The sequence below is a fragment of the Sphaerospermopsis sp. LEGE 00249 genome (assembly GCF_014299995.1).
In the GTDB taxonomy this organism is placed as follows: domain Bacteria; phylum Cyanobacteriota; class Cyanobacteriia; order Cyanobacteriales; family Nostocaceae; genus Sphaerospermopsis; species Sphaerospermopsis kisseleviana.
Window position 1 is genome coordinate 1 of the sequence record NZ_JACJUZ010000103.1, and the last position, 13,350, is coordinate 13,350.

Annotated in this window: 13 protein-coding genes; 8 read left to right on the forward strand and 5 right to left on the reverse strand. The window is 38.9% G+C overall.

The features are described 5' to 3' along the window. Window positions 1–505: 505 nt before the first annotated feature. Both H5968_RS22995 and H5968_RS23000 read right to left on the reverse strand, forming a co-directional pair. Window positions 506–1,108, reverse strand: a complete 603-nt coding sequence (locus H5968_RS22995) for a phycobiliprotein lyase (protein ID WP_187041795.1) — start codon at window positions 1,106–1,108, stop codon at window positions 506–508. 71 nt (window positions 1,109–1,179) lie between these two features. Continuing rightward, window positions 1,180–1,860, reverse strand: coding sequence for a HEAT repeat domain-containing protein (locus H5968_RS23000; RefSeq protein ID WP_187041796.1), 681 nt, complete (start codon window positions 1,858–1,860; stop codon window positions 1,180–1,182). A gap of 202 nt (window positions 1,861–2,062) precedes the next feature. Between H5968_RS23000 and H5968_RS23005 the strand changes: the two genes are divergently transcribed. Further along, window positions 2,063–2,614 carry a ferritin-like domain-containing protein gene (locus H5968_RS23005; RefSeq protein ID WP_096566173.1) on the forward strand — a complete coding sequence of 184 codons (552 nt, stop codon included), beginning with the start codon at window positions 2,063–2,065 and terminating at the stop codon, window positions 2,612–2,614. 294 nt (window positions 2,615–2,908) lie between these two features. Here the strand turns inward: H5968_RS23005 and H5968_RS23010 are convergent, their stop codons facing one another. Beyond that, window positions 2,909–3,181, reverse strand: coding sequence for a hypothetical protein (locus H5968_RS23010; RefSeq protein WP_187041797.1), 273 nt, complete (start codon window positions 3,179–3,181; stop codon window positions 2,909–2,911). 67 nt (window positions 3,182–3,248) lie between these two features. Next, the gene (locus tag H5968_RS23015; RefSeq protein WP_187041798.1) at window positions 3,249–3,998 is read right to left on the reverse strand and encodes a fasciclin domain-containing protein; all 750 of its coding nucleotides are present in this window, start codon (window positions 3,996–3,998) and stop codon (window positions 3,249–3,251) included. Between the two features lie 686 nt (window positions 3,999–4,684). Here H5968_RS23015 and H5968_RS23020 point away from each other — a divergent pair. From H5968_RS23020 to H5968_RS23040, 6 genes are all read left to right on the forward strand, one after another. Next, window positions 4,685–5,425: a glutathione S-transferase family protein gene (locus H5968_RS23020; protein ID WP_187041799.1), complete on the forward strand. Its 741-nt coding sequence runs from the start codon at window positions 4,685–4,687 to the stop codon at window positions 5,423–5,425. Window positions 5,426–5,613: 188 nt separating this feature from the next. Then, on the forward strand, window positions 5,614–7,344 hold the full coding sequence (locus tag H5968_RS23025) for an ATP-binding protein (RefSeq protein WP_187041800.1): 1,731 nt from the start codon (window positions 5,614–5,616) through the stop codon (window positions 7,342–7,344). A 293-nt stretch (window positions 7,345–7,637) separates the two neighbouring features. Beyond that, the gene (locus H5968_RS23030) at window positions 7,638–7,820 is read left to right on the forward strand and encodes a hypothetical protein (RefSeq protein ID WP_187041801.1); all 183 of its coding nucleotides are present in this window, start codon (window positions 7,638–7,640) and stop codon (window positions 7,818–7,820) included. A 324-nt stretch (window positions 7,821–8,144) separates the two neighbouring features. After that, window positions 8,145–9,128: an RNA polymerase sigma factor, RpoD/SigA family gene (locus H5968_RS23035; RefSeq protein WP_137668750.1), complete on the forward strand. Its 984-nt coding sequence runs from the start codon at window positions 8,145–8,147 to the stop codon at window positions 9,126–9,128. Between the two features lie 369 nt (window positions 9,129–9,497). Further along, window positions 9,498–9,629, forward strand: a complete 132-nt coding sequence (locus H5968_RS25895; RefSeq protein ID WP_255427232.1) for a hypothetical protein — start codon at window positions 9,498–9,500, stop codon at window positions 9,627–9,629. A 472-nt stretch (window positions 9,630–10,101) separates the two neighbouring features. Beyond that, complete coding sequence (locus H5968_RS23040; RefSeq protein WP_187041802.1) at window positions 10,102–10,824, forward strand: hypothetical protein; 723 nt, start codon at window positions 10,102–10,104, stop codon at window positions 10,822–10,824. A gap of 131 nt (window positions 10,825–10,955) precedes the next feature. Here H5968_RS23040 and cobO read toward each other — a convergent pair whose 3' ends face one another. Next, window positions 10,956–11,642 carry a cob(I)yrinic acid a,c-diamide adenosyltransferase gene (gene cobO, locus H5968_RS23045; RefSeq protein ID WP_096566152.1) on the reverse strand — a complete coding sequence of 229 codons (687 nt, stop codon included), beginning with the start codon at window positions 11,640–11,642 and terminating at the stop codon, window positions 10,956–10,958. Between the two features lie 278 nt (window positions 11,643–11,920). Here cobO and speY point away from each other — a divergent pair, with 278 nt between their 5' ends. Next, the gene (gene speY / locus H5968_RS23050; RefSeq protein ID WP_187041803.1) at window positions 11,921–13,069 is read left to right on the forward strand and encodes a deoxyhypusine synthase; all 1,149 of its coding nucleotides are present in this window, start codon (window positions 11,921–11,923) and stop codon (window positions 13,067–13,069) included. Window positions 13,070–13,350: the final 281 nt, after the last annotated feature.

Here is a 13,350-nt window from a genome sequence, read left to right on the forward strand (position 1 = left end):
TAGGGGAGGGCATCCCCGAAGTCACGCTACAGGAGTTGGGATCTCTGTTCTGGTTGGCGAAAACCTGCTAGAGCAAATTCTGACGTAGAATGTAGAATCTCCGCGGCTTTAGCCCGGAGAGTGTCAATCTTCTGAGAGGTTGTTTGAAAAGTATTAGATGAAACCGATAATCTCTAGAAACCTAACCTCTCCGAAAAAGATGTAGGGACAATTCATGAATTGTCCCTACGAATGAGTTTCAGGTTACCCCTATGTAGGGTTTACTGAATAAACCTAAAACCTTGATATATCACAGGTTAGAGGCTGATAAACACAGAAATTAGTGCAAGGGTTTTGAAGGGTATACCGGAAAAAGTGTGCATTTTTGGGGATTTCAAGAGATGGCAAAGAAATTTTCCAATCTCCTCCTGACTCCTGACTCCTGACTCCTGACTCCTGACTCCTATGCCCTCACGGAAAGACTTTCTCAGCAACCCCTATGTAATTTTCGGAGATGTATAATGTGTTAACCGGCGCTGGCGTTAACTGTATTAACTGTATTAACTGTATTAACTGTATTAGCTGCTGCCATCGCTTTTTTAGATGCTTCCGTCGCCCCCATGCGAATCTCAGAAGTGAAAGAAGCCATACTAAAACCACCAAACCGCTTGAGGACACTTACCCGCATCCGCAGATTAGGACTAGCAAACCACAGTCTTTCCTCAGACCACATGGTTTCATACTCAGTAATTAAAGTTAAAGCACCATCATCACCCATTTTGTAAGTTCCTGCTACGGGTGCTTTTTCTGCATAACCCATTTCTCGCAGTAACTTACCTTCTCCGGGTTTATCTGCATCAGGTACGGTAACTAAAACCGTAGAACCTTCGTGTTTTTCTTCATCCCATTCCATTGTTCCCTTCCAGGTAACTCTTGCACCACAGGAAGCTGTACTGGGATGAACTTCATACTGTTCACACAGTTTGATCACTTCTGGATGATCTGCGGCCAGCATTTCAATCACGATGTCTGATTTACCATCTTCTGATTGCTTAAAGGCCAAATGGTGACTTGTACGGTGAGAGAACCATTTCCCAGCACTTAGCTCAAAAAACTCTTCAATATTCATGAATCGAATTATCCTGGCTCAAAATACAAACAATCCCACTTTTATTATTAAACGTTAACAGGAAGCGTTGCCTAAACTTGATTTTCTATTTCTTTTAGTCTCTTGAGGGAAATCGTCGCAGCTTGGGCAACATGAGGATGACTATCTTTTTCTAAGTATTTCAAGGCTGAAACACTCTTGGCAGTAGGGAGATTACCCAAAGCTTCTGCTAGACGTTGCCGCACTAACCAATCTTCGGCTTGGGCAAAGCGCAGGATGTGATCTACAGATTCAATAGATTTAATTTCTCCCAAAGCTGAAATAGCAGCTTGTTGGATGACTACTTCTTGGCTATTCAGTGCTTGAATTAAAATATCATGGGCGCGGGAGTCTTTAATATTACCTAACGCCACAGCAGCACTAAATCTAACTAACCAATCTGTATCTTCATAAAATGCCCGTGATAGTGCCTCAACTGCTCTATTATCACCCAAATAACCCAAAGCACCGGCAGCGTCAGCACGGATACCATAATCTGGGTCAGTTTCCAAAATCCGCACCAGGATAGGATAACATTCTGGAGTTTGTTTGATACCTAAAGCAAATACAGCCATTGAGCGCAGTTGCAGAGATTCATCATCCAATACTTTTTTAATCAAAGGTACAGCATCTTCTGAGGGAATATCGCGGAGGTTGGCAAGGGCTACCATGCGATCGCGCAAATTTGGACTTTCTAACTGAGTAGAAATTATCTCTAAGTTGGGAGCAGTCATTTATATGAAATCACTATTTTTACCTATCTTTACTTTAACTTAATCAACCAAATCTACCCCAAGTCTTATGTTTGTCTACAAAAATAGCCGTTATATGTAAAATATAAACTGTATCTTAGGTATGAAGAGAATACTGAAGGCTAAACGTAGGGTTATAAGGAACGACTGTTGGAAACAGCGTTTAACCTTCAGGAGAAAAACAATGGTTCAACTCAGCGAACGTCCTGGCGTAAAAAAAATCTCTAGCTCACAAGATAAATTCATTTACGAAATTGGTGCGATGTATGATGCTGAACATCGCTTTTTAGAAGCTCAACAGATGATGTGGCAATGTTGTCAAAACAATCAATTGAAGTCCTTAATTGAGACACACATCCGCGAAACTGAGCAACAAATTAGAAATTTAGAGCAAGTTTTCACCACTCTGGGACAACAACCACAACGAGTTACTTGTGATGCTGCTGCTGGTGTGATCAGTGACGGTCAAAAATTCATGCTTTTGGCTGCTGACAGTCCAAAAATTCTCGAACAGGGAATAGCAGGTGGACAGTTAGTAGTCGAACATTTGGAAATTGCTTGTTATCGGTGCTTGATCAAAGGTGCTGAACAGATGGGACAAAACCAAGTGGTACAGTTGCTACAACAGAATTTGCAGCAAGAAGAACAAACAGCGCAAAAACTAGAGCAGTTACTACCACAGTTACTTCAACAAGCTCAGTCTGGTGACGGAAAAACTACGGCTAAATCTCGCTAATTTACCAATTGATAATTGATAATTGACAATTGATAATTGACCCATTCTTCAAGTCTCCCTTTCTTCAGCGGAAAAAGATTAAAGTTTTCCATTGGACAAGTCAATCTTTTTTCTTTCAAGGATAGGTAATTTTCAATTGCACATTATTAATTGTCAGTTTTTGCAAGCGGTTAGCGTTGAAATAAGCTAATTAATTTGTAGGGACGTTGCAGGTAGCGTCTCTACATTTTTTATTAATTGGGAATTGTGGAGAAAAATTTTAGATTTTAGATTTTAGATTTTAGATTTTAGATTTTAGATTTTAGATTTTAGATTGGAGTTGAGAAAAACAATCCAAAATCCTTGCAGCCAAAATTCAAAATAAATAACTCCTGACTCCTGACTCCTGTACGGGCGTTCGCAAAGCGTGCTGGAAGCATCAGCATTCGGGCGATAAATTATCAATTTTATCAACAGGTGATTTTCCTCTAAGGGCGAAGCATTCGGGCGATAAATTATCAATTTTATCAACAGGCTATTTTCCTGTAAGGGCGAAGCATTCGGGCGATAAATTATCAATTTTATCAACAGGTGATTTTCCGAATGCTTCGCCCCTACGACTCCTCAATTCTGCTGTATTTACAAGGAGTTGATTTTACATACTTGGTGGCAAAATCAAATTATCAATTTGATGAATTACACCGTTACTTGCTGGAATATCTGCTTTTGTTACTTGAGCATCATTCACAGATACTCCCTTAGAAGGATTGACTATAACCTTAATGGGATCTCCTTGTAAGCTGGTGACTTCTCCAGATTTTAAATCACTAGAAAGAACTCTACCTGGTATGACATGATAAGTTAAGATTTTCACCAAAATCTCTTTGTTCTCTGGCTTTAACAAATCCTGCACCGCGTCCTGTGGTAGTTTGGCAAAGGCTTCATCTGTGGGCGCTAAAATTGTAAATGGTCCAGCACCTTGCAAAGTTTCTTTAAGTCCAGCTGCTTCTAAAGCTTTGATGAGGGTTTTAAAATTACCTGCTGATTCAGCAACTTCTACAACGTTTTTGGTTTCTGTGGTCTGGGTTGGTTTGGTGCTGGGAGTAGCTGGTGTTGAAGTTCCAGGTCTGTTTCTGGTTGGTGGTGTGACTTTTGGAGTTTCGCTAGGTGCAGTACCACGGTTGTAGGGAGGTTCGTTGAAAATACTTGGTCTAGGATTCAGCACTCCATCGCCGCTAGACTGGGCTATCTGTGTTGTAATTGTTGTAATTGTTGTAATTTTGATGTTGGCATCATGATTTGGCACTACTTCTGCTCTAGATGGTAAAGTAATCAGGAGATTAACTCCTGTTACTCCCAGTATTCCAGCGATATTGGTCAATAATTTGCTGTAATTAGCCTTCATAAATTTTTTTGTCTTTACTTTTGACAAGCTACATAAAAACTTATAACATTTCATTAAACCAAGGGAATAGGGAATTGGTTGTACGGATTATTGTTCAATAATTAAATAGGATTCCTATATCAGCTAATGCCTACTATTAGCATTTTGGGGATGACGGTTTGTTGTACGTTGTTGATCTGTCTGAATTATCGTCGCATCTAACAGTTATTTATGGGCAACTATACTTTTTAAACACATCTAATTTTACTCAGACATAAAATTAGATAATTATAATAATAAATTGTCCTCTTGAAATATTTACAGCTATCAGTGAAGAAAGACGGACATTTTTGTTTTCACTCAATAGGTAAGATTAATTTTGTTTGCATAATTATAATTATCAAAAAATGTAAATATTAATTGTTTTGGAGTAGTTCAAAATATTATAATAAATCACCATACTTAAATTTTATGATTTTTAGGGTTTCATGATTTTTCATGAAAAATGATTAGTGTTAACCGCCTCTGTAGTCAAAGCTGTTTCATGGAGAGTTAAAATACCCATTCGCAGATAATTATAAATTCTCAATTTTCAAATAATCCCAAAAATTACATCAATCACACACTGAATAGTTACTAGAAAAATTACTTAAACTCAAGATAGAATTGTAAAATAGATAAATAAGTTAGTTAGCACGGAAGAGAATATGCTGGAATTATATCAGTGGGAACTATCTCAATATTCAGAAAAAGTGCGTCTATGCCTTGATTATAAAGGCTTAGAGTATCGCAAAATTGAAGTCACTCCCGGAATTGGACAAGTAGAATTGTTTCGTTTGACTGGTCAGAAACAAGTACCAGTATTAAAGGATGGACATAGATATATTGTAGATTCGACGGAAATTGCTAAGTATTTAGACTCGGAATACCCAGATCGTCCACTGATACCAAAGGATAAGAAAAAACGCGCTCAGGCGTTATTATTAGAAGATTGGGCAGATGAGACAATGGGAATTAAGGGTAGAAAAGCTTTGTTTGCTGCGATCAGTCAAGATCAAAATTTCCGCAAATCTTTATTACCAGTCTCCACACCAGATATTTTGAAATCTGTGGTTGAAGGTGTACCAGGTGATTTTCTCAATGTCTTGGGTTTTGGGGTGGGTTTTACTCCTGATATCATAAATTCTGCGATCGCTAGTTTAAAACAAGATTTAGAAATCCTCACAGAACTATTAGCAGATAGTCCTTATCTGTTGGGAGATGAACCCACTATAGCTGATTTAGCAGTTGCAGGATTATCAATATTATTAAAGTTTCCACAAGGTCCTTATTTGGATTTACCAGAATCTCTCAGAGGTAAAGGATTACCAATTTTAGCCGATAATCCTGATTATGAACCATTTTTCACCTGGCGCGATCGCCTCTATGAACAATTCAGAAAACCGTGAACAGGTAAACCCTCCGCTACCGGAAGCGCACCTACTTCGATACAAATTGATTAATGTAGGTGATTGGTGATTGGTGACTGGTGACTGGTGACTGGGAAGATGAATAACCGAATTACCAATTACCAATTACCAATTCCCAATTACCAATTCCCAATTCCCAATTCCCCATTCCCAATTACCTATCTAAAATGAATTCAGGACAACCATTAGGTTCAGTTATTGAAGGTTCTCTCACTGGAGGTTTAGAAGTAAGATTACACCCGGATATCTCTGTAGAAGATATGCGGGTAGGTAAATTTCTTGTAGTTCAAGGGGTGCGATCGCGTTTTTTCTGTATGCTAACAGATGTATCTTTAGGAACAGCAAATGCGCGAATTATCGCTAACCCCCCTGGTTGGGAAGATACTTTTTTACGGGAGATTTTAGCGGGAAGCGGTACTTATGGGATGATCAACCTCGCACCCATGTTGATGTTTACCCCGGAAACCAATGAATCTTTTTTCTCTGTTAACGGTAAATCCTTCAATCCCTTTGTACCATCTGCTACAGGTTTAGCTTCTTTCCAACCTCAAACCAGCACTACAATGGAATTGCTACCTGTAAAAACTATACCTAGTCATTTTAGCCAAGTTTACGAAGCCAATGAAGAGGATTTTCGGCGGGTGTTTGGTTGGGAAGATGACCCCCACAGAAACAACTTCTCTATCGGTAAACCCTTAGATATGGATGTACCGATTTGTATTGATTTAAACCGTTTTGTGGAACGAAGTAATGGCGTTTTTGGTAAATCTGGGACTGGTAAATCGTTTCTGACACGCTTACTTTTAGCCGGTGTGATTCGTAAAAATGCCGCTGTTAACTTAATTTTTGATATGCACTCAGAATATGGCTGGGAAGCAGTGGCAGAAGGTAAAGAAGTTAACACGGTTAAAGGTTTAAAACAGTTATTTCCTGGTAAAGTCGAAGTTTATACTCTTGATCCAGAATCAACTAAGCGTAGAGGTGTCAGAGATGCACAAGAACTATATTTAAGTTATGAACAAATAGAAGTAGAAGATATTAAGTTATGTGCTAGAGAATTAGGTATTACCGAAGCAGCTTTAGACAATGCTAATATCTTATGTAATGAGTTAGGTAAATCTTGGATTCCTCAATTGTTCAACATGACCAGTGAGGACATTAAAATGTTTTGTGAAGACAAGCCAGGACATCCAGGCTCAATCACTTCTTTGCAGCGTAAATTATTACGTTTAGATAGTTTAAAATATATGCGGGCAGTTTGTCCCCAGAACTATATTAAAAAAATAGTACAATCTTTGGAAGCTGGCAAAAATGTAGTGATAGAATTTGGTTCACAGTCAAATATGCTCTCTTATATGTTAGTGACGAATATGATCACCAGACGTATACATGAGCATTATGTCAAAAGAGCAGATAAATTTCTGCAAAGCAAAAATCCCTTGGATCGGCCAACACCATTAATGATTACAATAGAAGAAGCCCATCGTTTTCTTGATCCCGCAGTGGTTCAAAGTACCATCTTTGGGACTATAGCTAGGGAACTGAGGAAATATTTTGTAACACTTTTGGTAGTTGATCAGCGTCCGTCTGGGATAGATAATGAAGTTATGTCCCAAATTGGTACTCGCATCACTGCTTTACTTAACGACGAGAAAGATATTGATGCGATTTTTACAGGTGTATCGGGTGGGGGAGCTTTGCGTTCAGTCTTAGCTAAGTTAGATTCTAAACAACAAGCTTTAATTTTAGGTCATGCCGTACCCATGCCAGTAGTAGTGCGTACACGTCCCTATGATACGGTGTTTTATGGGGAAATTGGTGATCAAGTGTGGGAAGAAAAATCAGATGCAGAAGTTTTTGCGGCCGCAGAACTCGCTAAAGCTGACTTAGGTTTTTAGTAATTCCAGGGTGATTGGTGATTGGCAAGGAAAAACTCTATCCTGACTCTATCCTGACTCCTGTACGGGCGAAGCATTCGGGTGATCAATTCTCGATTTTTCCCCAATATTTTTGTCCGAATGCTTCGCCCCTACGACTTCTTATAAATTCGTGACATCCCTCCATCGGGGTAGCTTGATAAGTTCGGTTATCCGGACACTTGTAAGCAACAGAAGAGGGGTTTTTAACGTCACTATAGATATATGGTACTCCTGTAGGGGCGAAGCATTCGGAAAATAGCCTGTTCAGAAAATTGATAATTTATCGCCCGAATGCTTCGCCCTTAGAGGAAAATAGCCTGTTCAGAAAATTGATAATTTATCGCCCGAATGCTTCGCCCTTACGACTCCTGACTCCTGCTATAGTTAGGGTTTTAAGGAAGTTGAAAATAAAATTTAGCAGTCAGTCCATTTTACTATATGATAGAAAGATTTAGCTGCTGCTCTTTACTATCTGCCAAATCTGCCGTACCATAAGAAAAGTAAAACTCATACTGACTTCGTGTTTGACAAATGCTGTCATCCGCAAAAGAAAGGAAGAATTCTTGAAAACCAACCAGTGTGCTTCTAAGATATTCCAAAATTAAAGGAGGGTTGGGGGAACCCATGCCAGGGTAGCACCGTCGTGACAACGGCTATATAAATAAATAGATCGCTTATAGTAGCTTTGATGATGTCTATGGATGTGTATGCCACCCTTATTAATTCACCCTAGTTGAGAAAATATTGATTTTGTATAGGGAGTAGAGGACAACGCACCAATGCCTACTGTTAACAACGAAAATGAAAACCTGAATGCCAAATTTACGGCTGATATGGTGCGAACCTATCTGCGGGAAATTGGACGTGTGCCACTGCTAACCCGTGAGCAAGAGATTGTTTATGGGAAGCAGGTGCAGCAAATGATGACGCTACTGGAAGCTAAAGAAGCTTTAGCGAAAAAACTAGACCATGAACCTAGTTTAGCAGAATGGGCCGCCCATGTTAACCAATCAGAAAATGAAGTTAAACATACGGTGGCGTTAGGTAAGCGAGCCAAGCAAAAAATGATTGAAGCGAATTTGCGCTTGGTTGTGGCTATTGCCAAAAAATACCAGAAGCGAAATATGGAATTTCTGGATTTAATCCAGGAAGGAACATTAGGTTTAGAAAGGGGGGTAGAGAAATTTGATCCCATGCGGGGTTATAAATTCTCGACTTATGCTTACTGGTGGATTCGGCAAGCGATTACACGAGCGATCGCTCAACAAGGTCGCACTATCCGCTTACCTATCCATATTACCGAAAAGCTGAACAAAATTAAAAAGGTGCAACGGGAGTTAGCGCAAAAGTTGGGCAGGTCCCCAACACCAACAGAAATAGCCAAAGAACTTGAATTAGAACCTGCTCAGATTCGTGAGTATCTGAATATGGCACGTCAACCAGTTTCTTTAGATGTGCGGGTTGGTGATAACCAAGACACCGAACTGCAAGAAATGTTGGAAGATGAAGGTCCATCTCCAGAATATTACACCAATCAGGAATTTTTGCGCCAAGACTTAAATAACCTGTTGGCAGAACTCACACCCCAACAACGGGAAGTTTTAGCTTTACGGTTTGGTTTAGAAGATGGTAATGAAATGTCCTTGGCGAAAGTTGGTGAACGCTTGAAACTTAGCCGTGAGCGAGTCCGTCAACTAGAACATCAAGCACTTGCACATTTACGCCGTCGTCGCGCCAATGTTAAAGAATACGTTGCCAGCTAAAAGCGTAGACAAGCACCTGCTTGTGAGAAAATATGACTTTTGGCGGGTTGCCTCCTAATTTCAGGGGGCAATTTTTTTAGTTATCTTTGCGTAAAGGGTATAGGAATCCGGTTTGATTCCTGAACATACTTGTGTAGGCAGGCAAGAGGTACTCATAGAAGAGGCAAAAGGGTTTTAGAATATTTAGGTGTACGGAGTTTTGTTCAATTATCAAATATAGGACTAATATTTGAACTTTATATTTTCTTCATCCAGTCTTGAACATTTTTGATTATTTTTATATATAAACTTCCAAATTATCTGCTATTATTTACTACCAAAGAAGTTTTGAGATGGTGTCAGTCTCAACCATGTAGAGGTTGGCGTGAAATGGCTCAACAAGGAGTGGAGATTCACGAAGTTCCTGGTACACATCTGAGTATGATTGGAGAACCAGGTGTACAAATTTTAGCGGAAAAATTAATTTTTTGCATAGAGCAGGCACAAGGGACTGGCAAATAATTTATTTTTTGCAGTTCCCTGACTGAATTTTTTTTTACTCTGATCCGAAATCCCTAGGGTTGCTGTTGTAGTGAATCATGAGATCCTGATCACCAAGGTGTCAATCAATGGTTTGTATCACACTTTGAGATGAAATCAAGTGATCAGGATCAATACTTTACCTGTTTTCACCCATTGAGGAATTGACAATACAAATGCCAAACTTAAGATATCTCAATTAAATATTAAATCAAAGTTGGTAAAAAGATTTTTGTCATCCCCCACAAGAATGACTCTCTAGTGCGAAGCATTACACTTTTCAACAATGATATTTTGAGATGATCAACCAAAATCTATAAAAACTTCATTTTTTGATGGTTTTTTATTCCAGATAATATAGATAAAACTTTTGCAGGAATCTTTAAGTATTGGTGTTTGGTTATTATTTAGGTAAGTAGATAACAGTAGTTATTTTAGTTACAGGAGATGTCGGGTGCTTAACAAAAATTTTCAGTTCATTCCCCAAGGTAAATTCAAACTTCCCGTTGTTGGCTTACTAATTACATTTGGAATTATAGGTTTAAGTGTAATTGGAGAACGGACAAAAATTAACCTGAAATCTACAGCCACAGCAGCGAATTTACCAGGTTATGCAAATCAAATTCACAGCAGCAATGAAAACTCTCTTTTGTCAAGACTGCGAGATATTAGAGATCAAAGAAGTCAACTTGAGTTAAATACTGTTGAACCACAAAATGTAGAATCTAATGTAGAATCTGAAGCTTTAAATAGAACGTTACACAATATACCCACAAATACAAGACCAAGAGGAGGAAAATTACCTGTTAATTTTCCTGAAAAAGATGGAATTTATCTTTATGGACAGTCCTCAACACCAAACGAGTTAGGACAAGGTTATATTGTGTTTCAGAAACAGCAAGGAAAGGTAATTGGTGCTTTGTATATGCCCAGTTCTGAGTTTAGCTGTTTTCAAGGTACAATTGCTCAATCTGGTGAGTTAGCAATGACGGTAACTAGCTCTCCTGGTGAAGTTGGTGTTACTCAAGTTTCAACTACTAGCAGAATACCCAACTTTACCGATGAAGATACTGCTACCTATGCCTATTCTATAGAACTGCAAGACTATCATCAGTTAAATTCTGTCAGTGCTAATGATAGAGAAATTTTACAAGCTTGTAGTCAACATTTCAGGTAAGCATTTAGCTATTAGCAGTCAGCGGTCAGCTTGTTAACAGTTAAGCCCAAAATCAATATTTGAACATCTACCAATTGATCAAATATATCAAATATTCTGACTCCTGACTCCTGACTCCTGACTCCTTGCGTTTAATACTCAATTCCCGCTTGCGCTTTAATTCCTTGATCTTTAAAAGGATGCTTAATTAAAGTCATTTCTGTAACTAGATCCGCTTTTTCAATTAAAGCCGGTGGTGCGCCTCTCCCTGTCAGAATTATGTGTTTATCTGCTGGTTTTTCGGCTAAACCTGCTAAGATTTGTTCAACTTGTAAATAACCAAGTTTGAGAGCAATATTAATTTCATCCAAGAGTACAAGTTTAAACTCTGGGTTGCGGATAAATTCTAAAGATTTTTCCCAAGCAGCGTTAGCTTTCTCCAAGTCTCTATCACGGTCCTGGGTTTCCCAAGTAAACCCTTCACCCATTGCGTGAAACTCTAGTTGGTCTGTCCAATGACTAAAAACCCGCTTTTCTGAAGGTTCCCAAGCACCTTTAATAAATTGGACGATCGCTACCTTGTATCCATGACCAAGCGATCGCATGACCATACCTAAAGCTGCAGTCGTCTTACCCTTCCCATTACCCGTATTAATAATAATTAAACCTTTTTCTGGGATGGCGTTAGCTATACGTTGATCTTGTATTTCCTTACGACGCTGCATTTTTTTGCGGTATTGTTCATCATTCAGCGATGATGTTGAAGATGACATGACCTCATCTATTAAACGGGAAATTTCCTGATCAGAATTTAATTCTTCTGGTTGATCGTTTTTCATCAATAAGTCTTATCTAGCAACAACTTTGACTGCGAAGTTTATTTTATATAATTACTGATTTCTTAATTTTAATATAAGAAACCCAAAAATTCTGTAATAACTGATCACATAATTTCACATTTCCCAAAAAATTAACCAAAAAATTAACATTTTGATTTTCTCTGTGTTCTCCGTGCCTTTGTGGTTAGTTTAAAAAAAATATATCAACCCAACTTGAAACAACCGCCTAAAAAATAGATAACATTAAATGCGGGGTATTTACCATGAGAGAGTAAAAAATGTCAAAAAAACCAGGTAAAAAAATTGCACCCATACCCATGTCAGCCGACATTAGTGTGGTTGATTTAATTAACAATTACTTCACCGCTTACAACTCTGCCCGGTTACGAGAAGCTTGTCAACTGCTAACTCAGGATATCTTTCAACCAGGTGTCACTGTGGGGGTGAGTCTTTCCGGTGCTTTGACACCAGCAGGTTTTGGAGTTTCCGCCTTAGCGCCTTTAATTCGTCATGGTTGCATTGACTGGATGATCAGCACTGGTGCAAATCTTTACCATGATATGCACTATGGTTTAGGTTTTGAATTGTTTGCGGGTAGTCCGTTTTTAGATGATGTCAAGTTACGGGAAGAAGGAACAATCCGTATTTATGACATTATTTTTGGCTATGATGTTTTATTAGAAACCGACGCGTTTATCCGTAAAATTTTGCAAGCTGAACCTTTTCAAAAGCGGATGGGAACGGCTGAATTTCATTATTTGCTGGGTAAATATGTGCGGGAAGTAGAAAAACAATTAGGTGTACAACATTCCTGTTTGTTAGCTACAGCTTATGAATATGGCGTACCGATTTATACTTCTTCTCCTGGTGATAGTTCTATAGGGATGAATGTGGCAGCTTTGGCGTTAGAGGGTTCTAAGTTGGTGTTAGATCCAGCTATTGACGTGAATGAAACTGCGGCGATCGCCTATGCTGCACGGGAAACAGACGGTAAAAGCGCGGCTGTAATTCTCGGTGGTGGCAGTCCTAAAAACTTTTTGTTACAAACACAACCGCAAATTCACGAGGTTTTAGGATTAGAAGAAAGGGGACATGATTTCTTTGTGCAGTTTACCGATGCACGTCCAGATACAGGCGGTTTATCGGGTGCGACTCCAGCAGAAGCGGTGAGTTGGGGTAAAATTGACCCGGATGAGTTACCGAGTACAATAGTTTGTTATACCGATAGTACCATTGCGCTGCCTTTGGTAACGGCTTATGTGTTAAATCAGTGCGAACGTCGTCCTTTAAAGCGGTTGTATGATAGACGGGGAGAGTTGTTAGATACTTTGCAAAAAGATTATTTAGCAGCGAAGGATAACCCGGTTGTTAAGGAAGGTGGGGAGGAAGTAGCGACTTATCCCTGTGGTACACCGGTGAAGCGTTAAGGAATAATACCTCTCCCTAACCCTCTCCTACAAGGAGAGGGAAAAAGAGTGATTTTTATTGTTGGAGAGGTTTTAAATTAATTTTTGAGGATGACATCTAATATTTCTGGCAGGGTAAAATAAATATAGTAAAGAATTGGTGTACCCACAATATCAGAAATGTTGAATGTCGTTACAAAAGTTTACATATTCAGTTATAGTAGTCCTATTAAGGGTGAAAATGTCAACATCTCATGATATCTTCCATCCAATGAACATAACTAATTTGTTGACACATACAA

What these genes read in the sequence shown, in the direction of transcription:
- speY (WP_187041803.1), top strand. Translation starts at nt 11,921, where the DNA reads ATGTCAAAAAAACCAGGTAAAAAAATTGCACCCATACCCATGTCAGCC.
- H5968_RS22995 (WP_187041795.1), bottom strand. Translation starts at nt 1,108, where the DNA reads ATGAATATTGAAGAGTTTTTTGAGCTAAGTGCTGGGAAATGGTTCTCT.
- H5968_RS23020 (WP_187041799.1), top strand. Translation starts at nt 4,685, where the DNA reads ATGCTGGAATTATATCAGTGGGAACTATCTCAATATTCAGAAAAAGTG.
- H5968_RS23025 (WP_187041800.1), top strand. Translation starts at nt 5,614, where the DNA reads ATGAATTCAGGACAACCATTAGGTTCAGTTATTGAAGGTTCTCTCACT.
- cobO (WP_096566152.1), bottom strand. Translation starts at nt 11,642, where the DNA reads ATGAAAAACGATCAACCAGAAGAATTAAATTCTGATCAGGAAATTTCC.
- H5968_RS23005 (WP_096566173.1), top strand. Translation starts at nt 2,063, where the DNA reads ATGGTTCAACTCAGCGAACGTCCTGGCGTAAAAAAAATCTCTAGCTCA.
- H5968_RS23015 (WP_187041798.1), bottom strand. Translation starts at nt 3,998, where the DNA reads ATGAAGGCTAATTACAGCAAATTATTGACCAATATCGCTGGAATACTG.
- H5968_RS23000 (WP_187041796.1), bottom strand. Translation starts at nt 1,860, where the DNA reads ATGACTGCTCCCAACTTAGAGATAATTTCTACTCAGTTAGAAAGTCCA.
- H5968_RS23035 (WP_137668750.1), top strand. Translation starts at nt 8,145, where the DNA reads ATGCCTACTGTTAACAACGAAAATGAAAACCTGAATGCCAAATTTACG.
- H5968_RS25895 (WP_255427232.1), top strand. Translation starts at nt 9,498, where the DNA reads ATGGCTCAACAAGGAGTGGAGATTCACGAAGTTCCTGGTACACATCTG.